Origin of the sequence: Chryseobacterium sp. LJ668 (assembly GCF_019613955.1) — a bacterium.
Lineage (GTDB): Bacteria > Bacteroidota > Bacteroidia > Flavobacteriales > Weeksellaceae > Chryseobacterium.
This window is the reverse complement of the sequence record NZ_CP080443.1, coordinates 733,126-758,746: the sequence shown is the minus strand read 5'-3', so window position 1 is coordinate 758,746 and position 25,621 is coordinate 733,126. Positions and strand designations below refer to the sequence as shown.

Genomic DNA, 25,621 nt, shown 5'->3' with positions numbered 1-25,621 from the left:
TATTGTTTGTATTTTATAGAATTGTGTATTATGTTTTTGTAATCACCATCCACCAGATGCTCCACCACCGCCAAAACTTCCGCCACCACCGAAGCCGCCAAAACCTCCGCCGCCGCCTGAACTTCCGCCGCCAAAGCCTCCGCCACCGAAACTTCCCGGAAACGGAAAGAAGCCGCCAGGATAATTTCTGCGCCCTCTTCGACCTAACAAAATGTCTCCGTCATCACCGCCACCTTTATTTCTGAAGAAAATAATGAGAATAATGAAGATGACAAATCCGATTAGAAGTAATTTTGAAGTACTGGTGTCACCAGATTTTTTCTGATTGGCTAAAGGTTTAAATTTCCCCTGCACTGCCTCCATAATTGCAGTTGTTCCACCATTGATTCCTTCATACCATTTTCCCTGTTTAAAATTTGGGGTTACGATATAATCTAAAATCTGCCCGGAAACTGATGCAGTTAAATACTGTTCAACAGCCCGTCCCTGCTGGATAGACATGGTTCTGTCTTCAGTGGCTATTAAGAAGACAACTCCATTGTCTATATCTTTTTGGCCGATTCCCCATTTTTCTCCAAACATCGTTGCAAGATAATTGATGTCTTCTCCTTTGGTTGAAGGAATAATGATAACTTCAATTTCCGTCGAGGTAGAATCTGCAAATTTAATGAGCTTGTTGTTGAGTTCAGTTTTTTCCTGTTGAGTGAGAAGATTGGCTTCATCATATACAGGATATAAAACTGATGGTTTTGCTGGAATGGCGTATTGTGCCGATACAAAAGCGTAAAGGCATATCGATAAAAATGACAGCAATATTTTAAGAGAACGTAATCTCATTGGGAAGTTCGTTGTAGTTTTCTCCTGTTACAGGAAAATGTTTTTTGAGTTCGAGACCGGTTTCGAGAATGGCACTTTTCAACGCCTTATAGTAATTGCCCTTTGCAAATTCTGAAGTGATATAATCATGAAGATGATCCCAATAAGACTGATGTACCTTAACATGAATGCCTGTATCACCAATAATGGTAAGGTATTTTTTTTCAAAATTCACATGAAAGAGCACAGCATTTTTCTCTGCTGTCTGATCTTTGCAGAGTCTGTTAAAAACTTCAAAAGCTTTTTCCGCATTATTATTTTCGGTAGTAGAATCTATATGCACACGAATTTCTCCGGTGGAATGATTTTCTGCCGACTGAATAGCTTCCACTAGAGAAGCTATCTGTTGATCTGTAAGAAATTGGCTCATTATTCTGTGAAAACTTCCGGTGCTTTTTCTGCACCTGCCGCTGCTTTGAAGTATGGCTTTTCTTTAAAGTTAGTGAAATTTGCCAGAATATTATTCGGGAAAGTCTTGATTGAAGTATTGTAATCCTGAGCAGCACTGTTATAGTAAACAGTCTCTGATCGGATGCTGTTTTCAATAGCCGTATATTCTCTTTGGAAGTTTATATACTGTTGGTCTGCCTTTAAATTTGGATAAGATTCTACAACGGCCATCAATCTGCTTAAAGCACCAGATAATTCTCCCTGTGCTGCCTGAAACTTAGCAAGATCTGCCTCAGTCATATTTGTAGGATCAATATTGATTGATGTAGCTTTTGACCGTGCTTCTATAACGCTGGTCAATGTTTCCTGCTCAAATTTTGAATATGATTTTACGGTTCTTTCCAAATTAGGAATCAGATTGGCTCTCTTTTGATAAACTGTTTCTACATTTGACCATTTTGTATTGACAGTCTGCTCTTTTGTGACGAAATTGTTGTACCCGCTTTTCCCCCAGAAAAATAATACAGCAACGATAATAAGGAGAGCGATACCGATGGTTCCGGCGCTCAGGCAACCTTTGTTTTTCATAAATGAGTTTTTTATTTGTTTTTTTAGTTCTGTTGTTCTATCCAAATATACAAATTATGTTCTAATTTTGCAGAAAATTAATAAAATGACAACAATTGTAGTTGCGATGGGGGAGAAAAATGAAATCGGTTATGATAATAAGCTGCTTTGGCATCTGCCGAAAGATTTAAAACATTTTAAAGATCTCACATCGGGACATCCGATTATTATGGGAAGAAAGACCTACGAAAGTATTGGTAAACCACTTCCAAACCGTACCAATATTGTTGTATCAAGAAAGAAAGATTGGTATCAGGAAGGAATTCTCATTGTAGGAAGTATAAAAGAAGCAGTAAAATTTGCAAAAAAAATTGATGAAGACATATTTATCATTGGTGGCGGAAATATTTATGAGCAAACCATCGAAATTACCGATAAGCTTGAGGTTACTTTGGTCAAAGCAGAATTAAAAGCTGATACTTTTTTTCCGAAGATTGACCCGAAAATGTGGAAGCTGTCTGAAGAAGTTTTTCATGAGAAAGATGATAAAAACCAATATGATTTCTGTTTTCAAACGTATGAAAAAATAAAGACAGAATAGTTCTCGTAATTCTAACTTCTAACAACTAGCTTCTAATATCTAAATTCTTTATCTTTGCACTTCTAAATTTTAATAATGAATAAATACATAAAAATCGTAGTTGGGGCACTTCTTATTTTGGGAGGTTTATATATGATGATTTACACAAGGGAAAAAGGTTGGGGAGTTGTTGTCTTCCTTTTGGCAGCTTTACCTATTTTTCTTTTCTTTAAAAATGAAAATATCCTTCTGGCCTTCTGGCAATTGAGAAAACAGGATATGCTAAAAGCTTCAAAATTTTTAAACAATATTAAGAATTATAAAACAGAGCTTCATAAAACCCAATATGGCTATTACCATTACTTGCAAGGTTTGGTTTTGGCTCAGGATCATCCAACAAAAGTAGAACCTTTGATGAAAAAAGCGTTAGAATATGGTCTAAATATGAAGCACGATAGAGCAATGGCTACTTTAAACCTAGCTGCAGGAGCAATCTCTAAAGGAAGAAGACAGGAAGGGCAAAGACTTTTGGATGAAGCAAAAGCACTTGACACGGCAGGAATGATGACCGATCAGATCAAAATGATGAAAGAACAGCTGAAAATGCCAACGATGCAGAAGCATATTCACAATCCTCATATGAGAAACAGAGGAAAGTTTTAAAATAACATCCATTACACGAAATAAAAATGCGCCAAATTGTTTTGGTGCATTTTTATTATGCGTCATTTACATTTCTGAATTACTTTCATATCCATAGAATTTTGGAATTTGCCACTGGTATTTTACGGCTAAAGTTCTCACGCTTACAATCATTAATATCGTGAAAATCTGTATAAAGGTATAAGAAAGGGTTGTAAAATGTGTAAACAACAAAAACGTTGATCCGCCAACAATACATGCACTGGCGTAAATTTCTTTTCTAAAGATCAGAGGGATTCTGTTTAATAAAATATCCCTGATTATTCCGCCGAAACAGCCGGTAATCGTGCCCAGCCCAATGCATATTAGAGGATGGATATCTAGATTCAGACCTTTCTGAACGCCAATAATCGTAAATAATCCCAACCCGAAACTATCGAAAATAAATAAAGTGACTTTGAAATTTTTCTCAATCGATTTAAATACCATCGAAAAAACACTGGTCGCTAAAATTAAACCGCACATCAACAAGTCATGCATCCAAAAAACAGGAATATCGAGCAATAAATCTCTCACCGTACCGCCACCGACTGAAGTGACGAATGCAATAATCAATACGCCAAACGGATCAAGCCGTTTCTGCATTGCAGCAAAACTTCCCGACATCGAAAACGATATTGTACCGAGAATTTCTATGGCAAAATTGAGCTGTTCGTGCATCGTATATAGGTGATGATTGATTATTTATAGTTGATAAATTTGAGGTTTGAGAATCAAATATCAGCGATCATTTATCGATTATTTTTCAACTCGCACAGCATCCGGAACCAGCAATTCGTATTCTCCGCCGTGATTGATGATTTCTCTCACAATGCTGCTGCTGATGAATGATTTTCCTGATGAGGTCAACAGAAAAACGGTTTCCAATTTTTTGTGGGCTAAAGTACGATTGGTATGAGCAATTGCTTTTTCAAATTCAAAATCGGCAGGATTTCTCAATCCTCTGAGGATAAACTGGGCATTTTTTTCAAAGCAGAAATCAATGGTCAAACCTTCAAAATGGTCTACTTCAACATTTGCAAACTCAGCGACAGAATTTTGTATAAATTCCATTCTTTTCTCAAGCGGAAACATGTATTTTTTCTGTGAGTTCTGCCCGATTGCAATTATTACCTTGTCGAATAGTGCCGCAGCTCTCTCAATAATATCGTAATGTCCTAATGTAATAGGATCAAAAGATCCCGGAAAAACAGCAATTTTCATGCGCAAATAAAGTTATAAGTTGTGGGTTATCAATTCTGAGTTATTATCTACTCTAATATCTAACTTCTAATATCTAGTTCTTTTTTGTAAAGCTTTTTCAACCTCATTTCCGCAGAGATCTTTAATCGAAATGCCATAAATTTTTGCCTGCTGGGGGAGGATGCTTGCCGGTGAAAATCCCGGGTTGGTATTCATTTCCAACATATAAGGAACGCCGTCCATCAATATAAATTCACTTCTCGAAAAGCCGCTCATTCCTAAAGATTCGTAGGCTCTTTTTGCAATTTCTTCTACTCTTTGGGTAGTCTCAGCATCAATTCTGGCGGGGGTAATTTCTTCCGAAGCCCCTTCATATTTGGCTTCATAATCAAAAAATTCATTTTGTGGAACAATTTCTGTAATTCCTAACACGATCGTTTCACCTTTAAAATCAATTACGCCCACGGAAACTTCCATTCCGTCTAAAAAACTTTCAATTAAAATTTCATCATCTTCTTTAAAAGCTATTTCAGTCGCAGCGATCAACTCAGACTTTTCTTTGACCTTTGAAATCCCCAGTGAAGAACCCGACTGATTGGGTTTTACAAACAGTGGAAGCCCAAGATGTTCAATGATTTCATCAACGTTGATGTTTTCACCTTTTCTTAAATAAACACTTTTCGCAGAAGGAATTCCGTATTTGGATAAAACGGCTAAAGTATCTTTTTTATTAAACGTTAAAGCACTCTGGTAAAAATCGCAGCCGGTATAAGATTGCCCGATAGCATCCCAATACGCCTGCAAAATTCCATTTTCACCGGGAGTTCCGTGGATGATATTGAAGCAGACATCAAATTTTAATTGCTCATTATTTTGTAATGTCACCGAAAAATCTCCTTGATTAATCGGAAGCTTAGTTTCGTTTTCATCTAAAAAATACCATTCGTTTTTCAGAATGACTACTTTATATACATTATAGAGATCTCGGTCTAAAGAATCGTAGATCAATTGTCCGCTTTTTAAGGAAACTACATATTCGTCAGAATAGCCCCCCATCACTACGGCAACGTGTTTTTTGCTCATATAAGTTTATATCAATTAAGGCAAATTTAATGAAATTATATCATGCATGAATTGAATTTCAGAAAATTTGAAATCAAATACTAATTCTGCCAAATAAAAAGTGCATTCTAAAATTATTAGCTATATTTGCCGTATAATTCAAGTATTTTTAAGTATGCTTAAATCACTTTTCAATTGGAAAGTTTTAATTAATTTGGTAGTAGCAGTCGCAGTTTTCATGGGATTGGTATGGCTTACATTTCGCTGGTTGGAGTATCATACCAATCATGGTCAGGAAATTCCTGTTCCAAACGTTGTGAATAAGTCTGTACACGATGCTGTCAAAATATTAGAAGACACCGGACTAGACTACGAAGTAGACAGTGCTACCTATAATCCGAAATACAGGCCTTTTCAGGTACTTCAGGTATATCCGTCACCGGGATCTCGTGTGAAAGACGGAAGAGCCATTCAGTTGAAAGTGAACCCAAGAAGCTGGGCTCCTGTAGCTGTTCCTGATGTAATCAATAAATATTCAGGTTTGGCATTCCAGAGATTAGACCAGGTGGGATTGAAAGTAGGAGATACTATTTTTGAGCCGAGTATTCAGAAAGATGCTGTTCTCAGAGTTTTATTCAAAGGAAACACTATAAAACCAGGCTCATTAATACCTAGATTTTCAATTATTGATGTAGTGATTGGTTCCGGGCCGATGAGAAATATTACCATACCGAATGTGGTGGGTCTTACAGTAAAAGAAGCCAAAGCATATATTGCCAGAAACCTCTTTGAAGTAGGTGTTGTAGAACACGAAGATGGAAGCAGCGACGAATCTGACATTGTATATTATCAGGATCCGGCAGCAGGTGATGCAAGAGACCAGGGAATGCAGATCGATCTATGGGCAAGTAAGAAAACGCCAGCAGAATTACGGGGAAGAATAGATCAGTTGAATTCTATTTACCGAATGCAAGTAGATACTACATTGCCTCCTATCAGATATGAAGAAGTTCCTAACTTTCAGGATGCACCGGTAAATGAAACTCCGCCGCCGGTAACTCCTAAAAGAGAAGTTCCAAAGACTGAAACTTTAAAACCTTCAGGAACTTCGACTTCAAAACCTGTAGGCACTGCTAAAGCTACAGATGTGAAGCCTAAAACAAGTTCGGCAGACAATACAGGAAAACAAACTGTAACGCCGACAGAAAAACCAAAAGCTAAGAAAGCTATCATAAATTAATTAATAACTTTATTATAAAAATTCAGGCTTCAACTATAAACTGTTGGAGCCTTTTATGTAAAAAGAACAGGATGACAGACGATAACGAAGATTTTTTAGACGAAGACATATTAGACCCTAACAATGTTGATATTGATGAGGAAAACAAAGGGTTGTACGAGCACGTGAATATTACAGTTGACGGCAAGCAGGAACCTTTAAGAATCGATAAATTTCTTTTAAATTTCCGTCAGAATTCTTCAAGAAATAAAATTTCTCAGACGTGCAGAGCAGGAAATGTTGTGGTCAACGGAATTCCTGTAAAGCAAAATTACCGCGTAAAGCCGGGAGATCATATTTCATTACTCCTTGCACATCCTCCGAGATTGAATGTGATCATTCCGCAGGATATACCTATCAATATTGTGTATGAAGATGATGATTTGGTTGTGGTAGATAAAGATCCGGGAATGGTGGTGCATCCGGGATTCGGAAACTGGGACGGAACTTTAGTTAATGCCTTAGCTTTCCATTTTGATAAGAAGGGAGAAAAATCTGATTTGGACCGGGTAGGTTTAGTCCACAGAATCGATAAAGATACGTCAGGGCTCTTGGTGATTGCTAAGAATGAGTATGCATTGAGTTTTCTTGCCAAGCAATTTTTCGAAAGAAAAACCAAAAGATTGTATTGGGCTTTTGTCTGGGGGAATGTAAAAGAAGACACAGGTACCATAACTGGTCATATAGGCAGGCATCCCAAAAACAGGATGCAGATGTATACTTATGCAGACGGAAGCCAAGGGAAGCATGCTGTGACGCATTATAAAGTTTTAGAAAGATTCAGATACATGACCTGGGTAGAATGTAAACTAGAAACCGGAAGAACTCACCAGATTCGTGCTCACTTCAAACACATCGGACATACGCTGTTTAATGATGAAAGATATGAAGGAAACATCGCCCTTCGAGGAGTTAACCTACCTAAGTACAAGCACTTTGTGAAAAATGTTTTTGAAATTCTGCCGAGACATGCACTTCATGCCCATACTTTAGGATTTATACATCCGACTACAAAAAAGGAATTGTATTTTGAGAGCCCAATGCCTCAAGATATGACGGATGCCGTAAAAAAATGGAGAAATTATTTAGAAAACTAAAAATATATTGAGAATTTTTTTATATTTGTTGAATTGAAATCAAGATTTGTTATGAGAAAACTATATGCTATCGTATGTTTAGCTCTTTTGTCTAATGCGTACAAAGCACAAGAATCATTACCATACTATCAGCAATATCTATTAGATGGTGAGTTCCTGTTCAACCCTGCACAATATGGTAAAACGGACTATGTACAGCTTAATCTAAACTATCAACAACAATTTTCAAAATTTAGCGAGTCTCCGAACGTTCAGTCGGTGGGGATTAATGCTAACATTTTTGATAGAGTGGGAGCGGGTATTTCCGTTTTTAGAGATAGCAACGGCCCTATTTCTGCGGGAGGAATTACAGCAGGAGCTTCTTACTTCATCCCTCTAAGCAGCGATGGTGAAAGAAAAGATCAGTTTTCTTTTGGTACAAGTGTTAACTTTTACAATATGAATTTTGATTATTCTAAAATTAATACTGAAGATGGTTACGATCCATTATTGCAAGGAAACGAAAGTAATATCTTTATGGCGTATGCAAACTTCGGTTTAGCAGCAACGTATAAAGGATTATTCGGAGGCATTTCGGTAAACGATATTGCATTAAGCAATGACGAATCTATCGTTAATAACTACGAGCCATCGCCGATCAAATTCTTCTTGAATTTAGGATACGACTGGAAAATCGCAGACAATATTGCCATTACTCCTTCAGCTTTAATCAATTTGAATACCAATTCTACTAGAATGATGGATTTGAACCTGATGGCTACATTCTCAAATGACATCAACGCATTCTCTTTCGGAGTAAGCTACAGAGGTGTTCAAAACAGATTTGACAACCAGCAGTTGAGTATTTCACCAGTTGTGAAAGTAAGATTCAACAAATTTATGATAGGAGCTACTTATAACCTTGGAATGTCTGACATTCAGGAGTACGGTGGAAACAGCTTTATGCTTGGTATAGGTTACAACTTTGATAACTTTATTAATCATAGAGGATTTAGATATTAATCTGATATAATTTAAATAAATTTGAGCTCTGAATTTTTCAGAGCTTTTTTTATGATCTACATTCACATTCCATTCTGCAAACAGAAGTGCAGCTATTGCAATTTTCATTTTTCAACGTCTTTGAATTTTAAAGATGAAATGATTGCTGCAATTAAAAAAGAGATTTTTCTGCGAAAGGATGAACTTCAAAATAAAAATTTGCAGTCTCTTTATTTCGGTGGTGGAACACCTTCTATTCTTTCTGGTGATGAAATCAAGGCATTAATTGATGAGGTTTTGAAATATTTTAGCTTTAATGCTGATATTGAAATTACTTTAGAGGCAAATCCTGATGATTTGGATAAAAGCTTTTTAAAACAATTGTCAGATTCGCCAATTAATCGACTGTCAATCGGAACGCAAAGTTTCTTCGACGAAGATTTGAGACTGATGAATCGTGCACATAATGCTGCCGATGCGGAAGGTTCTATCAAAAGAGCTCAGGATTTTGGCTTCGAAAACTTAAGTATAGATTTAATTTATGGTTCGCCAACTTCCAATTTAGAAATTTGGAAGCAAAATTTAAATAAAACCATTGCGCTTGAAGTTCCCCATATTTCATCGTATGCACTGACAGTTGAACCCAAAACCGCTTTAGAAAAATGGATTGCCAACGGAAAAGTTTCGAATCCTAAGGAAGAAGAGCAGAACAGAGAATTCTATTATATGATTGATTTTCTGAAAGATCATGATTTTGAACATTATGAAATCTCCAATTTTGCGAAAAAAGGTTTTCATTCTAAACATAATTCTGCATATTGGAAGTATAATGAATATCTGGGAATTGGTCCATCTGCACATTCTTACAATGGAGTTGATACTAGAAGCTGGAATATTGCCAACAATCAGCACTATATCAAAAAATTAAACTCCAACATTTTGGCTAAAGAAACTGAACTTCTTTCGTCTAAAGATCAGTTTAACGAAATGATCATGATTGGTTTAAGGACAACATGGGGGGTTGATCTGGAAAGTTTAAAGAATAAATTTAAAGAAGAAATTTTAAACCAGTTTCATAAAGAAATTCAACAGAAAATAGCAGATGGAATTTTAATAAAAGAAAATAATCACCTGAAAATTCCTGAAAAACATTGGTTTATGGCAGACGGAATTGCTTCAGATCTGTTTCAGGTTTAAAGCCATTAGTGTATATTTGGAATTAAATATAATAACCAATGAAGAAAAGTTTATTACTGTTTTTATTATTTCTTGGAGTTTTACATTATTCTCAAAAGCCCATATTTGTTAAAGCAAAAGTTAATGCTGTAAATGTTTATAGAAGTTCTGCTGAGCTTCAAAATTCAGCAAATTTTTCTATCCCTTCCGGAGCTTCGGAAGTCGTTATTACAAATATTTCTGAAGAAATTTTCGAAAAGTCGTTGCAGGTAAGTGTTAACAATAAAAATGTAAGCATTCTCTCAGTTCAATTTACAGATAATTATACGTCTGATTATGATATGGATAATACAAATCCACGTATTAAAAAAGTTAGTGACAGCATTACCCTGCTGGAAGATCTTGTTTATAAAGCAAGTATGGAGCTTGAAGCTAACAACAAAACGCTTGAACTTTTAGATAAAAATCAAACTGTTCTAGTTGGAAGCAATACTTCTAGTGTGGCTCAACTGATGCAGCTCGCAGATTATTACAAGAGCAAAAGGCTTGAAATCAGTACGACAATATCTCAAATCAACAAAAAAAATGCAGATTTTCAAAGAAAACTAAACCGATTGAGAAGTAGTCTAAAAATCAATTCTGAAATGGAAGAAGCATCTTCAGATGGAGTTTTAATTTTAAAAGTAATGAGCTCCGCTGCAGCAAATGTGAAAGCAGATATTAGTTATTTGGCAGAAAATGCATCTTGGGAGCCTTTCTATGAAGTAAGAGGAAATAAACTTTCTGAGCCATTGGATGTTTTGTTTAAAGCTAAAGTAAGACAAGACACGGGTCTCGATTGGAAAGGTGTAAAGCTATCTTTAATCAATGGAAGATCAAGTAGAAATAGCACGGCACCGGTTTTAAATCCGTGGTTTTTAAATTCTTTTAAAGCTGAAGATCAAGTCTCAGAAAGAGGATACAGCACTCGAAGTGATACTGTAAAAACTAGAGAGATAGAAGAAGTTGTTGTAGTAGGATATGCATTTAAATCTGTTGAAAATCAATTTAATGTCAGCTTTGATGTTGACGTTCCTTATGATATTCTCTCAAATAATCAGGAAAATTTTATTAATTTGAAACAGGAAAAGATTCCCGCAGCTTATAAATATTTTGTGGCGCCAAAATATAGTAAAGATGCTTTCTTAATTGCTAAAATTAAAGATTTTAATAAATATAATCTGATTTCGGCTTCGGCAAATATTGTTTTTGAAAATATGTATATTGGCGAAACAACAATTAAACCCAATCAGACAACTGATGAACTAAGTATCACGCTTGGTGATGATAAGAAAATCAGCGTTAGAAAAGAGGTGATTGATGATAAATCAAGTGTGAAAATGTTTTCATCTTATCAGGAAAAAACAATTACATATGATATTGTCGTAAGGAATAATAAAAAAGAGACTATTGATATAGAAATAAAAGATCAGTTTCCACTAAGTAAAGACGAGTCGGTTAAGATAGAATTATTACAAACTGATAATGCAGAACAGGACAAAGAAAAAGGATATTTAACCTGGGACGTTAAAATTTCGCCATCGGAAACAAAGAAATTTAGAGTAAGTTATAAAGTAAGATATCCGAAGGATTTTTCAATTAGTAATCTTAATTAATTTTAAATTCTATTCACTATTTTTGCACTAAATTTCACGTCGTTTGAAAACTAAAAAACAGGATTATTCGCATCTTTCACCAAAACAGCCTATCGGTATTTTTGATAGTGGTGTAGGAGGTTTGACGGTTGCGAAAGAAATCAAAAGACTTCTTCCGAATGAGGATCTCATCTATTTTGGAGATACCAAACATCTTCCTTACGGTGAAAAATCTAAAGAAGCAATTATAGGATACGCAACGAAGATCACCAATTTTTTATTGGAGCAAAACTGCAAAACAATTGTTATTGCTTGTAATACTGCTACGGCAAATGCTTTACAGGAAGTGATGGAAACGGTTGCTGGTAAAGTTCCCGTAATTGATGTGATCAATCCTGTGGCGGAAAAAGTGGCTTATGAAATTCATACAAATGTTGGTGTAATTGCGACCAAAGCTACGGTCAATTCAGGTTTGTATAAGAAAAGTATTCGCAAGCACAATAAATTTATCAAAGTAGATGAGTTGGCAACTCCGTTGTTGGTTCCTGCGATTGAAGAAGGCTTTAAAAATCACCCGATTACGCATTCTATCATTTACAATTATCTGAGTAATGCGAAGCTTAAAAATATTGAAACGTTAATTTTAGGTTGTACACACTATCCATTATTGATTGATGAGATCAAACAATATTACGGCAACCGCGTTCGTGTGATCGATTCACCCAATATTGTGGCCAATCATCTGAATATCATTTTAGATAAATATCATCTGCTCAACACCGATAATACGAAGGCGACGTATCAGTTTTATTTATCGGACATCACGAAAAACTTTGAGAAGATCTCAAAAAAGTTCTTCGGAAAAAGCATTGATTTAGAATTGAAGGTATTATAACCAAAAAAGACTCATTGCTGAGTCTTTTTTTTATAATTGTTCGGTCGATTCTTCCGGGTTTGGCTCAAAAAAGCTGAAACTTATATTTCCGTACTTTCTGGTATCTATCCGATTGGGATGATCAAGCTTCAATCTGCTTTGGTGCTCTATGATGAAAACTCCGTTAGGCTTCAAATATTTATTATGAAGGACCAGAGAAATCAATTCCATATATTTTTTTTCTTCGGTTTCAAATGGCGCGTCAGAAAAAATGATCTCGTACGATTTTTTATTCCTGAATTTTTTAAGCCAGTCAAAAACATCACCACGCTGTACGCTTACATTTAAACTGAATCCCAATTCGGCAGCAGTAGAGTTTAAAAATGATGTATGCTTCGGATTCAGTTCTACCGATGTCAGATCCATGCAGCCTCTTGAAGCAAATTCAAAAGTAATCGAGCCGATTCCCGCAAAAAGATCAAGCACAGAGCTAGCCTGCATATCGTATGTGTTTTCGATAATGCTGAATAATGCTTCTTTTGCAAAGTCGGTGGTCGGTCTTACGTCAAAGTTTTTCGGAGCTGCTATTTTTTTGGCTTTCCACTTGCCGGCAATTATTCTGTACATAGTAAATTTTGAAATTGATTTAAAGTTCTCAGTAATTACCTTTCAATATTTTCATCATATTTCATAATAAATGTATTTACTTTTTCCTCATCCAGCTTACAATTATTTAAAACTTTACTTTCTATTAATTTTTCAATAAGTAATTTCTTGCTAAAAATATAAGACTGTGAGGTAAGTGTGAGACCTTGACCTAAAAATGTAATTTTATTATATACTGAACCATATCTTGAATTATGGATAAATTTTAAGAAAATTATTTCATTTCCATTTAAATCCACAATAGATACATTATTTGAGTCTCCAGTAATTTTTAAACATTCTTTTGCATCTAAATATATAATGTCTTTTTTAATTGTCACTTTTTGAGAAAAGACGAATATACCAAACGTAAGGAATAATAAAGATAAAAGTTTTGTATTCATGATAATGGATTAAGGATTTAATGTAAAGTTCTTATTCGGGATGTTGTCAAAAACAATTTTCAGATTCTTCACAAACTTTTGAAGCTCTGAGATAAACGTCTCGTTTTCTGTTGTCTCTCCGTATACATAAAAGTGGGTGTCGTTGATTCCGAAACCTATTTTACTTAAAGTAAACATCACGAAGTAAAGAAAATCTACTTCAGAGCTGACATCAAGATTGTTGTATAAAATTACTTTCTTGTTACCGATCGCAAAAAACTCGCACTGATTCTGATAAAGATTGATATGAATTTCTTTACTTGTTTTATTGTGGATCGCGTTTAAAAATTTCTCTCCCGAAAAATTAAATTTCACAGGAATCGAAAGATCTTTGATTTTTTTATAAAAATTTTTCGGAAAAGTATAATAAAACTGAACCTTGAATTTCTTGTTTACCGAAAGCATCAATTCTTCATTTTGTCTATCAACAGGCGCATTAAAAGCAATTAAGTCATATCCTGCGTCGTGCTCAGAAAAACCTTCCGGCATTAAAGTAAAATGATTGAGTGCGGAGATCACAGATACTTCATCATATCTTTGCTTCAGCAAAGTTTCTTCCAGTTGGTCGGTAATGAAATTTGCTGGTGATTCTTCATTCACGAGATAAGACTTTTCTTCCAAAACATTTTTGTTCTTGGAAATCTGATAGGTTAGCCCGTCTTTGGTAAAAAGTAAAGTAAGTACGTTCATATATTAATTGCTGCAAATTTAGTGAAATTCTACCATTACCGCACCCGATTGGTGATGAAGTATTTCTTTGTTGTAAAAATCCAGACCGGTTTGGCTTTCAAGCACGTCCCAGACTAATTTCTGCAATACACCGTCACCAATACCGTGAACGATCTCAAGTCTTTTCAGATGATTTTTTCTACAGAAATTAATCGTCTGAACGAGTTTTTCCTTTTGCATGAACAATCTCTCAAAACTTTCGTAGTCATTAGGATTTTTAACCAAATTATGAAAATGTAAATCAAGAATCAAAGGATTTTTATCGTGTTTTTTAGAGGTCATCTTTTTCGGTTCTGCCTTTTTTACCACCTGTATATTTTCATAAAGAGATGTGTTTTTCGGAACCAGTTTTTCTTTCGGATACTGATAGGTAAAACCATATTCATCTTTGAAAACCACGATATTTCCATTTACAGATGTGACTACTCCGCTCAAATCTTCATCTACCACCGAAACTTTATCGCCTGTTTTCATATATTTTCTTTTTATCATCGCGAGGAAGCAATCTCTTGATTTCTGCAATTCATCAATATTTATTACCATTACTTCATCACTCATTTTAAGGAGCTATTCCCGCTATCCACTCATACTCCTCGCAAGCCAGTCTTTTCTGAGCTTGTCGAAGTTCTTTTCTTGCTGTGGGGTAACCGTTTCTATACCACCCCGTCAAAAATTCTTTCAGAATTTTCGCCACCCCTCCAAAAGATGAAAATTCCCCCAATATACTTTCTGTCAACCTCTAAATAACCTACCTGGTTCAAATTGTAGCGATAACCTTCAAACTTTCTCCATCAATCACAGATACGAAAACTCTTCACATTCCTTTAATGATATTAGTGAAATCATTAGTGATATTTGTGTTTTAAAATTAAACTTTTGCTCCTAATTCGATCACCTCCAAATCTTTTATTTCTTCCCCATCAATCACGAACCGCATCATCGTTCTCATTTTATGCCAACCCTGTTTTCCGCATGCTCCGGGATTGAGATGAAGCAAATTGTTTTTCTGATCATACATTGCTTTAAGAATATGAGAGTGCCCTGAAATAAACAACTTCGGAGCTTTTGCTGAAATTTCTTTTTGGGCTAAAGGGGTATATTTTCCGGCATAACCACCGATATGAATCATCAAAACCTCCACTTTTTCGCAGAAAAATCGATTCACTTCCGGAAATTCAGTACGGATTTTTGCGTTGTCGATATTCCCCCAAACACCTTTTAAAGGTTTGATTTTTTCAAGTTGCTCAATAATTTCAAAACTTCCAAAATCTCCACAATGCCAAATTTCATCAGCCATTTGGGCATAATCTAAAATTCTGTTGTCAATATAGGAGTGAGAATCGGAGAGAAGGAGAATTTTGGTCATTGCTAAATGAGAATATCTTTTTGAAGTGCAAATTTACTCAATAATACCGAATTGATTAACTTTGGAAAAATTAAAAAAATGAAGCAAAAGCTATCTTTATTCTTTGTTCTTGTCTCTTTTATCACCTTTGCTCAGGTCGACGAAAAAAAATTGGATGAACTCATTCAAAATACCTTAAAAACTTTTGAAGTTCCGGGAATGTCTGTCGGAGTTATTAAAGACGGTAAAATGATTTATTCAAAAGGTTTTGGAGTACGATCTTTAATCTCGAAGCAACCTATGGATGATACCACTTTGGTAGGCATTGCTTCCAACTCAAAAGCATTTACCTGTACAGCTTTGGCAATTCTGGCAGATGAAGGAAAATTGAACTGGGATGACAGGGTTTCAAAATACATTCCGGAATTTCAGATGAATGATGCGTACGTTTCTCAAAACGTGACGATCAAAGATTTAGTTACACACAGAGCAGGATTAGGTTTAGGACAAGGCGATTTGATGTTCTTTCCTGAAGGTGGAAGCTTAAGCGTAAACGATATTGTTCATAACGTGAGATATTTAAAGCCTGAAAATCCTTTTAGAACGACTTTAGACTACAATAATATCATGTTTATCGTTGCAGGAGAGGTAATTAATAGAATTTCTGGTTTGACTTGGGCAGAATTTATTGAGCAGAGAATTATGAAACCTGTCGGAATGAATTCAAGTTTCGGAAGTTACAACAGAGCAAAAGCAGTCGCCAACAAAATCGATGCTCACGCGCCGGCTGACGGAAAAGTAATTGCCGTGCCTCATGACTGGAATGAAACAGCTAATGCAGCCGGCGGAATCATGAGTAACATCAAAGACATGACTACTTGGGCAGATTTTCTTTTAAATGGATTTACAACAAAAGACGGAAAGAAATTGGTTTCAGACAAACAGATTCAGCAACTGTGGAATTTGCAGATAGCAAGTCCGGTTGCCATGAAGAATCCTTATGATACAGGTTTTTACGGTTATGGATTAGGTTGGTTTTTAAGTGACGTGAAAGGTCATAAACAAATTCAACACACAGGTGGGTTAATCGGAACCGTTACTCAGTTTACTTTAATACCTGATATGAAGCTAGGGATTGTTGTGCTGACAAATCAGCAATCTGGTGCAGCTTTTAACACGATTACCAATACTTTAAAAGATTCACATTTGGGCGTTGCAGATAGAAACTGGCTTAAAACGTATGGCGAAAGGATGTCAAAAGCGAACGCTGAATACGAAAAACAAAAGAAAGAAGCTTACGCAAAATCCGAAGCTTTTAAGAAAGATAAAAATCTTCATCCAAAAGCAGAGCAGTTTATCGGAAAATACAATGATGCCTGGTTTGGTGATGTAGAGATTGCTCAGCAAGGAAATACATATAGAATTTCTTGTAAAAACTCTCCAAGGCTGAAAGGTGAATTGCTTCCCTTTTCTAATAATACTTTCATTATCAAATGGGATGACAGAAGCTATGATGCCGATGCCTACATTATTTTCAGCTTCGATGAAAACGGGAAGGCAGAATCTGCAAAGATGAAAGCGATTTCAGATATCACAGATTTTAGTTTTGATTTTGATGATTTGGATTTGAAAAGGAAATAACCAATTTTTAGAAATATCATCAAGAAAAACGGGCTTTAGTCCGTTTTTTATTTAAATAATTGTTTTTATTCAGCAAAGAACATGGTTACAAAGCAAAGTAAATGCACACAAAAGCTCAGAATATTGATCGATACTGACTTGAATTTATTTTTAATTAAAATATAGAGATTAAAAAAGAAAACAGCAATCGTTACAACAATGACGGGAATAGTGATGATTTCTGCAAAAACATTGATAAGGTTCGATGTTTCCATGTTTAAAGAATAGTATACTAAAAACAAAATATAACCAAGACATAGAATGCTGGTTGTCAAAATCAAGATATTTAATTTGTTTTTCATCAAAATTAAAACTGAATCTTATTCGGCTCATAATAAAACAGAAACTTTTTCTTCGCACCGTCAAATTCTGACCAGGATTTGCAATCGATCTCAAAACCGGCAACACCGCATGTTGAAAAATGAAAGATGTTGTCTGTAATATAATTGGCAAAATTGGAAATTCCGTTATTGTGCGAAAATAATGCAACAGAATCTACCTGATCATCCAAACTGTAAATTACAGAAGTGAAATTGTTTTCTGAAGGATTGTAAAGCTTATCATTTGTTTTTACATCTAATCGGTAAGTTTGATTAAAAATTTTACACGTATTCAAAGCTCTCACAGCAGGGCTGGATACAAATTGATCAATGGAAATATTTTGATTCTTAAGATATTTTGACATTTTGAGCGCATCCTGTAAACCTTTGTCCGCCAATGGTCTATCAAAATCTTCCATTTCTTCCGGCCAATCGCTTTTGGCATGTCTTACCAAGATCAGTTTCTTCATAGTTTTGAGTTTGGAATATTAAAATTATAAAAAAAATCATGGAATCTCACAACATTTATAAAAAAAACTACGTTTGGAATAAAATCATTAAAATTTCTTAAATTTGCAGACTTATGGGACAAATCCTTGCGATAGACTACGGAAAGGCTCGTTGTGGCATTGCTGTCACCGATGATATGAAGATTATTGCGAGCGGATTACCGACCGTAGAAACAAAGTTTTTGCTGGAATTTTTAAAGAAATATCTCAACGAAAATAAAGTAGAAGAAATGGTAGTAGGTCTTCCGGTAGATTTGCGGGGAAATCTTTCAGACGTGGAAACTGATATTCTGAAATTTATAGAAATTTTCAGAAAAGAATTTCCCGATATTGAGGTTCATCGTTTAGATGAAAGATTTACGTCAAAAATGGCCTCTTTTTTTATCTCCCAAAGCGGGAAAAGCAAGAAAAAGAGACAGGAAAAAGGGTTAATAGATAAAGTAAGTGCAACCATTATATTGCAGAATTTTTTAGAACAAAGAACAAGATGATTTTACCAATTAGAGCCTTTGGAGATCCTGTTTTGCGAAAAGTAGGAAAAGAGATCGATAAAAATTATCCTGAGCTGCAGCAGCTTATTGATAATATGTTTGAAACCATGTACAGCGCCAATGGCATAGGTCTTGCAGCGCCGCAGATAGGTTTAGACATCCGAATGTTTATTGTAGATGTGTCTCCTTTGGCAGAAGATGAAGATTATGAAGATATTGCTGAAGAGCTGAACGATTTTAAAAAAGTTTTCATCAACGCTCAGATTCTTGAAGAGTCGGGTGAAGAGTGGAAGTTTAATGAAGGATGTCTTTCTATTCCTGATGTGAGAGAAGACGTAAAAAGAAAAAGTACGATCGTTATAGAATATTATGACGAAAATTTTGTTAAGCATACAGAAACTTTTTCCGATATTAGAGCCCGCGTAATTCAGCATGAATATGATCATATCGAAGGCACGCTGTTTACCGATCATTTAAGCTCTTTAAAGAAAAAACTGGTTAAAGGAAAACTGGTAAAAATCTCTCAGGGTGATGTATCGATCAACTACAAAATGAGATTTCCAAAGTAATTAATAGAAAATAAATAATAAACTGCAGTTTGTGTCAAGCAGATTGCTAAAAAATTTAAAAAATAAGAATATGCTGTTAGAAAAAATAATTTCGATTTCTGGTAAACCAGGTCTTTACAAATTAGTTTCGCAATTGAAAAACGGATTTATTATTGAAGACGTTACAACAAAAAAGAAAGTGAGTATCGGGAACTCAAGCCAAGTGAGTTTATTAGATAACATTGCGATGTTTACATTAGAAAAAGAAGTTCCTTTATTTGAGGTTTTTGAAAATATTGCAAAAAACTATGAGTACAAAGAAACAATTTCTCATAAATCTTCTGACGAAGAGCTGAAAGAATTTATGGGAGCTTCTCTTCCAAATTACGATACAGAAAGAGTATACTATTCTGATATCAAAAAACTGGCTCAGTGGTACAACATCCTACACAAAGCAGGATACATTACTCCTGAAAGTTTTATAAAAGCAGAACCAGAAACTGTAGAAGGTGAAGTAGCAGAAGGAGATATCACAGACAAAGCAGCTCCGAAAAAAGCAGCTCCGAAAGCTGACAAACCGATAACACCAAAAGTGAAAGCCACTTCTTCAGCAAAATCTGCAACGAAGAGTACACATAGAAAAATGGGATAATTAATTTATCTACATAAAATAGTAAACCTTGTCAGTGATGATGAGGTTTTTTTATTTCTTTTATCTTGAAACAAAAGAAACAAAATTTCAAGACCTGGAACAGAAAGGCTAAAAATAATCAATACCCACTAAAAATTCTAAAACTTGCGCGATTTCAAAATTACTTCTTCGTTTAAAATTAGTCTCGCACTTCAGACAATAGAATTTTTTTACGCTTTCATTTCCTATATCCTTTTGCTATAACTCTGAAAATTACCACTAAATTTGTAAGACTTTTTAACTCTCAATTATGAACACCAGACAGGAAAAACTCGAAGCTTTCGGAAGACTGCTTGACATTATGGATGATCTTCGTGAAAAATGTCCGTGGGATCAGAAACAGACCTTTCAGACCCTCCGTCACTTAACTTTAGAAGAAACGTACGAGCTTTCAGATGCGCTTTTGCAGGAAGATCTAACTGAAATTAAAAAAGAGCTCGGTGATGTGCTTCTCCATCTGGTTTTTTATGCTAAAATAGGTTCAGAAAAAGAAAGTTTTGATATTGCTGATGTCATCAATTCATTAAATGAAAAACTGATTTTTCGTCATCCTCATATTTATGGTGATGTAGAAGTGAAAGATGAAGAAGAAGTAAAGCAAAACTGGGAGAAACTTAAGCTCAAGGAAGGCAATAAGTCAATTCTTGGAGGCGTTCCTAAAGGGTTGCCAAGTATGGTAAAAGCGTACAGAATTCAGGATAAAGTGAAAGGTATTGGTTTTGAATTTCCTGATGCCGAAGATGCATGGAAAAAAGTTGATGAAGAAATTCAGGAATTTCATGAGGAAACAAATTTGGATAAAAAAGAGATGGAACTGGGCGATGTATTTTTTTCATTAATCAATTATGCAAGAATTGCAGGTTTAAATCCTGATTCGGCATTGGAAAGAACCAATCTGAAATTCATTTCAAGATTTCAAAAAATGGAGAATTTAGCGTTAGAAAGAAATCTCACCTTGGGTGATATGAATCTGGAGGAAATGGACGAACTCTGGGATGAAGTTAAACTTTTAAATAAAAATAACATATGAGAATGAATATACTTTCTGCGATCTGTTCACTGCTTTTCATAGGATGCAACCCCAAAAAAAATGATTCAGAAGCAAAATCACAAGACGATCTGAAAACAGAATTTTCTCTGCCCAAAAAACTGAGAGAAGTTTCCGGAATTGCTCTTTCTCAGGATCAGAAAACCATTTGGGCCATTGAAGATGCCGGAAATAAAAACGTGGTTTACGGACTGAACCGAAAAGGTGAATTGATTAATGATGTTTTGGTGGAAAACGCTGAAAATAACGATTGGGAAGACATTACAAAAGATGCTGCCGGAAATATCTATATCGGAGATTTCGGGAATAATGATAACGACAGGCAAAATCTTTCTATCTTAAAATTAGATTTAAACAACCCTTCCCAAACAACGACAAAGGTTACTCAGACCACAAAATTTCATTATGAAGGTCAGACAGAATTTCCTCCGAAAAAATCAAATTTGCTATATGATTGCGAGGCTTTTGTAGAAAAAGACGGCAGTTTTTATCTGTTCACAAAAAACAGAAGTAAAGGTTTTGACGGAACTTTTCTGGTATTTCAAATTCCTAATCAAGAAGGAGATTTTGAAGCAAAATTAGTGGGAAAATTGAAGCTTGAAGGCAGCTTTGATGACGCGGCGATTACTTCGGCTTCTATCAATTCTAAAAATCAGGTTGTTTTATTGACGCATAAAAACGTTTTTTTAGTATCTGCTTTATTTGAAAATAACTTCAAAAATTATGCAATTCAGAAAATGTCTTTAAATCACAATTCGCAGAAAGAGGCGGTGGTTTTTGTTGATGATAAAACTCTGTTGATTGTTGATGAAAAGGATAAAAATGAAGGCGGGAATGTGTATCGGTTTTCTTTAAAATAATCTTCAGGAAATTTCTGTGGATCTTAAATATTTACTTTAAATTGATGTTTGTCATTCTGATGAAAGAAGAATCTCAACAAAATTGAGTTAAGATTCTTGATTCCGCTTTGCTCCATTCAGAATGACAGATTTTACATTTAAAAAGTCTTTGCTTAAATAGTTTTAAAATAAAAGAATCAAAATTATTAAAAGGTCAACCCCACACCTCCGGAAATTCTTCCGCCATCTTCTCCGGTAAAGTAATCTAATCTTGCAGAGAACATTTCAAGAATATTCAGCCAGAATCCTGCGCCAACGCCTTGATGCCATTTATCAGACTGTTCATTATCTATCCAGACTCTTCCCAAGTCATAACCCACTAAAATTCCCATATTGGCAGGAACAATGTTGTTTTTTACTCTTCCAAAATTCCAACGGATCTCAGAATTGTTGGAAAAATATGATTTCCCGGCAAATCTTTCATTTCTGTAAGCACGCATTCCGTTGTTGCCGCCGATTGCAGCAGCCTGATAAAATTCAAAATTATTATTGTTGATGATCATTGCGTTGCTCGAGTTGGCAAACACAAATTTTCCCCGTTTATCAATTCTATGAAAAAGATTTAAAGTTCCGTTGAAATTGGCGAAATTTTGATTAAACTCTGAAAGATTGGCTTTCCAGCCTGCATTTAAAACCAATTCCATTCCTAAAGTAGGAAATGCTTTATTGTCTAAATTTTTAAAACTGAATGTATAATTAGCCCCTGCAAATTGCTGTCCTCTAAAAACTTCAGGATTTACAACAGGAGAAACAGCAATAAAACGGTCATCGTTGAACTGTACTTTTGAGTGCTCAAAATTCAACTGGAACTGATGTTTCATATTCAGCCAGCTTGTTTTTGAAATAGAAGGGGCAAATTTAAACTGAGAAATACGCACTCTGTTGTAGTCTCGGTTATCTTCATCAGCATCATTCAAACTTTCATTACCCAAACCAAAGAATGTTCTTGCAAAAAATGGAGTGGTATAAGTGGCATCAATTCCGGCATCCCAACCAGCAATTGCTTTTTTGAAAATTCCTTTGTAACCTACATTAAATCCGCCTGTTGAAGTGTAATAATTGGCACTTAAACTATGTTTCTGGGTAAAAGGATCACGGATAAAATTATTGACCGTGTAATTTGCCACAATTCCCAAAATTACTCCATCATCGGGATTGAAATTCGCCATCGGATAACCTGCAAAGAAGTTATATTTCGGGTGCTTCCAATTGTATGTATTGACGTCATAATCGTTGGTAATATGTTGGGCTGCAGACTTTGAATTATACGTGTTTTTCTGTGATTTAAAATCATAGATTTTTACCTTTTTCCCATTATCTACATTGTACGTATCGTGATTGTAGCCACCAATTAATCGGATGTTGATTTTAGATTTTCCTTCGCCAGAAACTTCATAAATATCGTCTTCTTCCAAGCCATAGATCCATAGTTCTTTTGTGTTTGTGTCTTCATATTTCTTTTTAAACACCAACTCTTCACCTTTGTTTTTGCCTAGTTGATATTGTTTTACCTCAACAGAATTTCCGGTTTTAGTAATAACAAATTTATCTTTATTAACGGTTCCAGTCAATGGAATTTTTTCCTGCAAAACATCAAAATATTGGGTTGCATAATCTTCCAGTTTACCTTTTCTGAGTTTTAGTTTTCTCTGAATATCAGCAATGGTTTCATCCTGAACTTCTTTCGGTAAATTATCAAAAGCACGGTCGATATCATTGTCTGATAAGTGTTCCTTAATATATTTTGCCTGAGCTATCCAGTCTTCCTGATTTGCGTTTTTCAAGAAAATTAAATCTATAGGATATGGTTCCATATTCATCCAACGAACACTTTTAATGTCATCTTTAAAAGTTTTCATGTGACGTATTGCCGGAATATTCATCAACACTTTAAAAGCTGCACCATCATAATTACTGAATGCCTGATCCCTGTCTCGGGGAATGGGTTTGTAAACGACTTTGTCACCAACTTTATATTCTGCCCATTTCCATTGATCTTCGTGTCTGTCCCAATCGCCGATCAGCATGTCAAAAATTCTTGCTCTGATGTAAAGATCCTGATCTACAGAATATTTACCGTCTTTTCGCATATTTTTCAGAACATCTGAAGTCGAAAGAATGTCTTCAGCGTTATCCAATGACTGTAATGTTTTTGGATCAGATGAAAAACGTTCTTCAATCATGTACAGTTCGTCACCGTAATTTTGATTGTACTGTCCTAAAGATTTTTGTTTTGGAATGTAGTACAGTTCAGGATTGCTGTGAAAGATACCCAATTTGTCGATCATGTTATTGACCGCAAATCCTGTAAACGGATGATTAGTCGTATAAAAATCGAGCAAAAATCTCTCAGGGAAAGTATTGTTGAGTTCACTTCCGAAGCTGCTTTTCTTGAAAGCCTGAGCATTCAAAAAACGGACTGCACTTTTCTTTATTCCTCGCATGACAAATTCCTGTCCGTCATTGGTTCTTAAACGTAAACTGTTCGACTGGTTTCCGCCACCTTCTCTGACAGGTGAATATCCGGGATCCATGTCTGACAGATTTTTTGTTTTAGCTTCAATTGGAAGCGCATAATATTTCCTGTAATGATTTCCCCAAAGCCAAGAGTAGAATTTTCCTGCTGTTGCCTGTCTTTCAGAATAAATAGTTGTCGTCCCGGTTAAAGGTAAGGTATCAGGATAATTGTTTATCAATTCTGCAGGTTTTGAAATCACTGCAATTTGAGTCAGCTTTTCTAGTTTTTTGTTTTTTGTTGAAAAAAATTCAACATCAGAACTTAAATCTTCCCGGATATTTAAAACGGCAAAACCGCTTCCGCCGTAAGAAAAATCTGTTTTCTGAACAATCGTTGCCGGATCGGTTTTTGAACCTGCACCACTGATGATTTGTCTGATATTTCTGTCCGAATGATATTGAAGATTATGATCGTGGCCTGAAACCAAAATCACATTTTCTTTATCCTGAATAATGCTTTTAATTCTGTTGGCAAATTCTGTATAATGACTGTTGCTCAGATCTTCCATGCTTACCCCGGAAGAACTTCTCAAAATATTGACTACCGTGGCAACCCCGGGAACCGGAACTTTCCCCCGCAAGGCGGAAAGATGAGATTTTGCTGAAGTAAATCCTGCGTGCGTACCCGAACTGATCACCGGATGATGCATTGCTACAATAATTCTTTTATCCTGATTTTTTAAAATCAAATCTTTGAATTCGGCATAAAAATCTGCCGTCGTTTTGATGTCACAACCTTTGTTGATGCCGGGATATTTGTCCCAGTTGATTAAAGCCCATTCAGAATCTACAACAATCAGCTTGATATCTTTGGTTAAAGTGATGTCGTCAATCGGGCAGGAATTTTTAGGTAAAAATGCTTTTTTATCATTCAGATAAGATTTTACAAATTCTTCCTGAGCTTTCAAGCCTTCCAGACCGTGGTACCAATCATGGTTTCCCGGAATGACCAATGTCTTTCCCTTGAAGTTTTTGGTTATCGCTAATTGATTTTCCATTTTCTGTTTGGCCAAGAGATAATCTTTATCACTTTCTCCGGGCATTCCCAACGGATAGATATTGTCACCCAAAAACAGAAGCATTGAATTTTTATCTGCAGAATCCAGCTTATTTTTAATAAAATTTAAAGTCTGCTGAGCTTGCGGTTCATCTGCATTTCCGGCGTCACCTACAAGAAAAATTTTAAAATCATTATCAGTTTTGATGTCAGAAATTTTTACTTCACGCAAGTTTTTACCCTTTTGTACGTTATAAGTTGCACACGAATATAAAAATCCTGAAAGCAAGACTGCTTTAGCACTTAAGGAGAATATTTTTCGATCAAATTTAAAGGATAAATTCATACATTTACATTAA

28 protein-coding genes are annotated in these 25,621 nt (G+C 35.3%); 14 read left to right on the top strand and 14 right to left on the bottom strand.

What is annotated here, in order from left to right:
- Window positions 1–42 precede the first annotated feature (42 nt).
- Genes K0U91_RS03625 through K0U91_RS03615 form a run of 3 tightly spaced genes read right to left on the bottom strand, consistent with a single transcriptional unit; the run spans window position 43 to window position 1,854 of the window.
- Complete coding sequence (locus tag K0U91_RS03625; protein WP_219970629.1) at window positions 43–837, bottom strand: TPM domain-containing protein; 795 nt, start codon at window positions 835–837, stop codon at window positions 43–45.
- Complete coding sequence (locus tag K0U91_RS03620; RefSeq protein WP_220180442.1) at window positions 818–1,246, bottom strand: TPM domain-containing protein; 429 nt, start codon at window positions 1,244–1,246, stop codon at window positions 818–820. Before K0U91_RS03620 ends, K0U91_RS03625 begins: the two co-directional genes overlap by 20 nt.
- Entirely contained in the window at window positions 1,246–1,854 is a 609-nt protein-coding gene (locus tag K0U91_RS03615; RefSeq protein ID WP_219970631.1) for a LemA family protein, read from the bottom strand. Before K0U91_RS03615 ends, K0U91_RS03620 begins: the two co-directional genes overlap by 1 nt.
- Before the next feature lie 85 nt (window positions 1,855–1,939).
- Here K0U91_RS03615 and K0U91_RS03610 point away from each other — a divergent pair, with 85 nt between their 5' ends.
- Window positions 1,940–2,434, top strand: coding sequence for a dihydrofolate reductase (locus tag K0U91_RS03610; protein WP_220180441.1), 495 nt, complete (start codon window positions 1,940–1,942; stop codon window positions 2,432–2,434).
- Between the two features lie 75 nt (window positions 2,435–2,509).
- Window positions 2,510–3,076 (top strand): DUF2892 domain-containing protein, encoded by a 567-nt coding sequence (locus K0U91_RS03605; protein WP_220180440.1) that lies wholly within the window; start codon window positions 2,510–2,512, stop codon window positions 3,074–3,076.
- Between the two features lie 66 nt (window positions 3,077–3,142).
- Here the strand turns inward: K0U91_RS03605 and K0U91_RS03600 are convergent, their stop codons facing one another.
- From K0U91_RS03600 to K0U91_RS03590, 3 genes are all read right to left on the bottom strand, one after another.
- Window positions 3,143–3,775 (bottom strand): trimeric intracellular cation channel family protein, encoded by a 633-nt coding sequence (locus tag K0U91_RS03600; RefSeq protein ID WP_220180439.1) that lies wholly within the window; start codon window positions 3,773–3,775, stop codon window positions 3,143–3,145.
- A gap of 78 nt (window positions 3,776–3,853) precedes the next feature.
- Window positions 3,854–4,318 (bottom strand): pantetheine-phosphate adenylyltransferase, encoded by a 465-nt coding sequence (coaD, locus tag K0U91_RS03595; protein WP_220180438.1) that lies wholly within the window; start codon window positions 4,316–4,318, stop codon window positions 3,854–3,856.
- Window positions 4,319–4,384: 66 nt separating this feature from the next.
- Window positions 4,385–5,380, bottom strand: coding sequence for a D-alanine--D-alanine ligase (locus tag K0U91_RS03590; RefSeq protein ID WP_220180437.1), 996 nt, complete (start codon window positions 5,378–5,380; stop codon window positions 4,385–4,387).
- A gap of 154 nt (window positions 5,381–5,534) precedes the next feature.
- Here K0U91_RS03590 and K0U91_RS03585 point away from each other — a divergent pair, with 154 nt between their 5' ends.
- From K0U91_RS03585 to murI, 6 genes are all read left to right on the top strand, one after another.
- Window positions 5,535–6,599: a PASTA domain-containing protein gene (locus K0U91_RS03585; protein ID WP_219970639.1), complete on the top strand. Its 1,065-nt coding sequence runs from the start codon at window positions 5,535–5,537 to the stop codon at window positions 6,597–6,599.
- A gap of 71 nt (window positions 6,600–6,670) precedes the next feature.
- Window positions 6,671–7,735: an RluA family pseudouridine synthase gene (locus tag K0U91_RS03580; protein WP_220180436.1), complete on the top strand. Its 1,065-nt coding sequence runs from the start codon at window positions 6,671–6,673 to the stop codon at window positions 7,733–7,735.
- Window positions 7,736–7,786: 51 nt separating this feature from the next.
- Entirely contained in the window at window positions 7,787–8,737 is a 951-nt protein-coding gene (locus tag K0U91_RS03575) for a PorP/SprF family type IX secretion system membrane protein (RefSeq protein ID WP_219970641.1), read from the top strand.
- Window positions 8,738–8,788: 51 nt separating this feature from the next.
- Complete coding sequence (hemW, locus tag K0U91_RS03570; RefSeq protein ID WP_220180435.1) at window positions 8,789–9,913, top strand: radical SAM family heme chaperone HemW; 1,125 nt, start codon at window positions 8,789–8,791, stop codon at window positions 9,911–9,913.
- 38 nt (window positions 9,914–9,951) lie between these two features.
- Window positions 9,952–11,547: a DUF4139 domain-containing protein gene (locus K0U91_RS03565; protein ID WP_220180434.1), complete on the top strand. Its 1,596-nt coding sequence runs from the start codon at window positions 9,952–9,954 to the stop codon at window positions 11,545–11,547.
- A 43-nt stretch (window positions 11,548–11,590) separates the two neighbouring features.
- Window positions 11,591–12,421, top strand: coding sequence for a glutamate racemase (gene murI, locus K0U91_RS03560; RefSeq protein ID WP_220180433.1), 831 nt, complete (start codon window positions 11,591–11,593; stop codon window positions 12,419–12,421).
- A gap of 30 nt (window positions 12,422–12,451) precedes the next feature.
- On the opposite strand, the gene K0U91_RS03555 is transcribed toward murI, so the two are convergent.
- From K0U91_RS03555 to K0U91_RS03535, 5 genes are all read right to left on the bottom strand, one after another.
- The gene (locus K0U91_RS03555; RefSeq protein ID WP_220180432.1) at window positions 12,452–13,027 is read right to left on the bottom strand and encodes an RsmD family RNA methyltransferase; all 576 of its coding nucleotides are present in this window, start codon (window positions 13,025–13,027) and stop codon (window positions 12,452–12,454) included.
- 35 nt (window positions 13,028–13,062) lie between these two features.
- Window positions 13,063–13,449 carry a hypothetical protein gene (locus tag K0U91_RS03550; protein ID WP_220180431.1) on the bottom strand — a complete coding sequence of 129 codons (387 nt, stop codon included), beginning with the start codon at window positions 13,447–13,449 and terminating at the stop codon, window positions 13,063–13,065.
- A 9-nt stretch (window positions 13,450–13,458) separates the two neighbouring features.
- Entirely contained in the window at window positions 13,459–14,178 is a 720-nt protein-coding gene (locus tag K0U91_RS03545) for a DUF3822 family protein (RefSeq protein ID WP_220180430.1), read from the bottom strand.
- Between the two features lie 18 nt (window positions 14,179–14,196).
- Complete coding sequence (locus tag K0U91_RS03540; RefSeq protein WP_220180429.1) at window positions 14,197–14,691, bottom strand: Smr/MutS family protein; 495 nt, start codon at window positions 14,689–14,691, stop codon at window positions 14,197–14,199.
- 394 nt (window positions 14,692–15,085) lie between these two features.
- Window positions 15,086–15,583 (bottom strand): metallophosphoesterase family protein, encoded by a 498-nt coding sequence (locus tag K0U91_RS03535; RefSeq protein ID WP_220180427.1) that lies wholly within the window; start codon window positions 15,581–15,583, stop codon window positions 15,086–15,088.
- 78 nt (window positions 15,584–15,661) lie between these two features.
- Between K0U91_RS03535 and K0U91_RS03530 the strand changes: the two genes are divergently transcribed.
- Complete coding sequence (locus K0U91_RS03530) at window positions 15,662–17,203, top strand: serine hydrolase (RefSeq protein WP_220180426.1); 1,542 nt, start codon at window positions 15,662–15,664, stop codon at window positions 17,201–17,203.
- A gap of 65 nt (window positions 17,204–17,268) precedes the next feature.
- On the opposite strand, the gene K0U91_RS03525 is transcribed toward K0U91_RS03530, so the two are convergent.
- Both K0U91_RS03525 and K0U91_RS03520 read right to left on the bottom strand, forming a co-directional pair.
- On the bottom strand, window positions 17,269–17,457 hold the full coding sequence (locus K0U91_RS03525) for a hypothetical protein (protein WP_220180425.1): 189 nt from the start codon (window positions 17,455–17,457) through the stop codon (window positions 17,269–17,271).
- Window positions 17,458–17,549: 92 nt separating this feature from the next.
- Window positions 17,550–18,032: a SixA phosphatase family protein gene (locus tag K0U91_RS03520; RefSeq protein WP_219970660.1), complete on the bottom strand. Its 483-nt coding sequence runs from the start codon at window positions 18,030–18,032 to the stop codon at window positions 17,550–17,552.
- Between the two features lie 113 nt (window positions 18,033–18,145).
- Between K0U91_RS03520 and ruvX the strand changes: the two genes are divergently transcribed.
- From ruvX to K0U91_RS03495, 5 genes are all read left to right on the top strand, one after another.
- Window positions 18,146–18,562 carry a Holliday junction resolvase RuvX gene (ruvX, locus tag K0U91_RS03515; protein ID WP_219970662.1) on the top strand — a complete coding sequence of 139 codons (417 nt, stop codon included), beginning with the start codon at window positions 18,146–18,148 and terminating at the stop codon, window positions 18,560–18,562.
- Window positions 18,559–19,131: a peptide deformylase gene (gene def / locus K0U91_RS03510; RefSeq protein WP_220180424.1), complete on the top strand. Its 573-nt coding sequence runs from the start codon at window positions 18,559–18,561 to the stop codon at window positions 19,129–19,131. Before ruvX ends, def begins: the two co-directional genes overlap by 4 nt.
- A gap of 70 nt (window positions 19,132–19,201) precedes the next feature.
- A complete protein-coding gene (locus K0U91_RS03505; RefSeq protein ID WP_220180423.1) occupies window positions 19,202–19,762 on the top strand; it encodes a DUF5606 family protein in 561 nt (186 codons plus the stop codon).
- A gap of 289 nt (window positions 19,763–20,051) precedes the next feature.
- Window positions 20,052–20,831 carry a nucleoside triphosphate pyrophosphohydrolase gene (gene mazG, locus K0U91_RS03500; protein WP_220180422.1) on the top strand — a complete coding sequence of 260 codons (780 nt, stop codon included), beginning with the start codon at window positions 20,052–20,054 and terminating at the stop codon, window positions 20,829–20,831.
- A gap of 2 nt (window positions 20,832–20,833) precedes the next feature.
- Window positions 20,834–21,709 (top strand): hypothetical protein, encoded by an 876-nt coding sequence (locus K0U91_RS03495; RefSeq protein WP_220180421.1) that lies wholly within the window; start codon window positions 20,834–20,836, stop codon window positions 21,707–21,709.
- A 185-nt stretch (window positions 21,710–21,894) separates the two neighbouring features.
- Here the strand turns inward: K0U91_RS03495 and K0U91_RS03490 are convergent, their stop codons facing one another.
- On the bottom strand, window positions 21,895–25,608 hold the full coding sequence (locus K0U91_RS03490; RefSeq protein ID WP_220180420.1) for a metallophosphoesterase: 3,714 nt from the start codon (window positions 25,606–25,608) through the stop codon (window positions 21,895–21,897).
- Between the last annotated feature and the right edge of the window lie 13 nt (window positions 25,609–25,621).

What these genes read in the sequence shown, in the direction of transcription:
- K0U91_RS03625 (WP_219970629.1), bottom strand. Translation starts at nt 837, where the DNA reads ATGAGATTACGTTCTCTTAAAATATTGCTGTCATTTTTATCGATATGC.
- K0U91_RS03620 (WP_220180442.1), bottom strand. Translation starts at nt 1,246, where the DNA reads ATGAGCCAATTTCTTACAGATCAACAGATAGCTTCTCTAGTGGAAGCT.
- K0U91_RS03615 (WP_219970631.1), bottom strand. Translation starts at nt 1,854, where the DNA reads ATGAAAAACAAAGGTTGCCTGAGCGCCGGAACCATCGGTATCGCTCTC.
- K0U91_RS03610 (WP_220180441.1), top strand. Translation starts at nt 1,940, where the DNA reads ATGACAACAATTGTAGTTGCGATGGGGGAGAAAAATGAAATCGGTTAT.
- K0U91_RS03605 (WP_220180440.1), top strand. Translation starts at nt 2,510, where the DNA reads ATGAATAAATACATAAAAATCGTAGTTGGGGCACTTCTTATTTTGGGA.
- K0U91_RS03600 (WP_220180439.1), bottom strand. Translation starts at nt 3,775, where the DNA reads ATGCACGAACAGCTCAATTTTGCCATAGAAATTCTCGGTACAATATCG.
- coaD (WP_220180438.1), bottom strand. Translation starts at nt 4,318, where the DNA reads ATGAAAATTGCTGTTTTTCCGGGATCTTTTGATCCTATTACATTAGGA.
- K0U91_RS03590 (WP_220180437.1), bottom strand. Translation starts at nt 5,380, where the DNA reads ATGAGCAAAAAACACGTTGCCGTAGTGATGGGGGGCTATTCTGACGAA.
- K0U91_RS03585 (WP_219970639.1), top strand. Translation starts at nt 5,535, where the DNA reads ATGCTTAAATCACTTTTCAATTGGAAAGTTTTAATTAATTTGGTAGTA.
- K0U91_RS03580 (WP_220180436.1), top strand. Translation starts at nt 6,671, where the DNA reads ATGACAGACGATAACGAAGATTTTTTAGACGAAGACATATTAGACCCT.
- K0U91_RS03575 (WP_219970641.1), top strand. Translation starts at nt 7,787, where the DNA reads ATGAGAAAACTATATGCTATCGTATGTTTAGCTCTTTTGTCTAATGCG.
- hemW (WP_220180435.1), top strand. Translation starts at nt 8,789, where the DNA reads ATGATCTACATTCACATTCCATTCTGCAAACAGAAGTGCAGCTATTGC.
- K0U91_RS03565 (WP_220180434.1), top strand. Translation starts at nt 9,952, where the DNA reads ATGAAGAAAAGTTTATTACTGTTTTTATTATTTCTTGGAGTTTTACAT.
- K0U91_RS03555 (WP_220180432.1), bottom strand. Translation starts at nt 13,027, where the DNA reads ATGTACAGAATAATTGCCGGCAAGTGGAAAGCCAAAAAAATAGCAGCT.
- K0U91_RS03550 (WP_220180431.1), bottom strand. Translation starts at nt 13,449, where the DNA reads ATGAATACAAAACTTTTATCTTTATTATTCCTTACGTTTGGTATATTC.
- K0U91_RS03545 (WP_220180430.1), bottom strand. Translation starts at nt 14,178, where the DNA reads ATGAACGTACTTACTTTACTTTTTACCAAAGACGGGCTAACCTATCAG.
- K0U91_RS03540 (WP_220180429.1), bottom strand. Translation starts at nt 14,691, where the DNA reads ATGAAAACAGGCGATAAAGTTTCGGTGGTAGATGAAGATTTGAGCGGA.
- K0U91_RS03535 (WP_220180427.1), bottom strand. Translation starts at nt 15,583, where the DNA reads ATGACCAAAATTCTCCTTCTCTCCGATTCTCACTCCTATATTGACAAC.
- K0U91_RS03530 (WP_220180426.1), top strand. Translation starts at nt 15,662, where the DNA reads ATGAAGCAAAAGCTATCTTTATTCTTTGTTCTTGTCTCTTTTATCACC.
- K0U91_RS03525 (WP_220180425.1), bottom strand. Translation starts at nt 17,457, where the DNA reads ATGGAAACATCGAACCTTATCAATGTTTTTGCAGAAATCATCACTATT.
- K0U91_RS03520 (WP_219970660.1), bottom strand. Translation starts at nt 18,032, where the DNA reads ATGAAGAAACTGATCTTGGTAAGACATGCCAAAAGCGATTGGCCGGAA.
- ruvX (WP_219970662.1), top strand. Translation starts at nt 18,146, where the DNA reads ATGGGACAAATCCTTGCGATAGACTACGGAAAGGCTCGTTGTGGCATT.
- def (WP_220180424.1), top strand. Translation starts at nt 18,559, where the DNA reads ATGATTTTACCAATTAGAGCCTTTGGAGATCCTGTTTTGCGAAAAGTA.
- K0U91_RS03505 (WP_220180423.1), top strand. Translation starts at nt 19,202, where the DNA reads ATGCTGTTAGAAAAAATAATTTCGATTTCTGGTAAACCAGGTCTTTAC.
- mazG (WP_220180422.1), top strand. Translation starts at nt 20,052, where the DNA reads ATGAACACCAGACAGGAAAAACTCGAAGCTTTCGGAAGACTGCTTGAC.
- K0U91_RS03495 (WP_220180421.1), top strand. Translation starts at nt 20,834, where the DNA reads ATGAATATACTTTCTGCGATCTGTTCACTGCTTTTCATAGGATGCAAC.
- K0U91_RS03490 (WP_220180420.1), bottom strand. Translation starts at nt 25,608, where the DNA reads ATGAATTTATCCTTTAAATTTGATCGAAAAATATTCTCCTTAAGTGCT.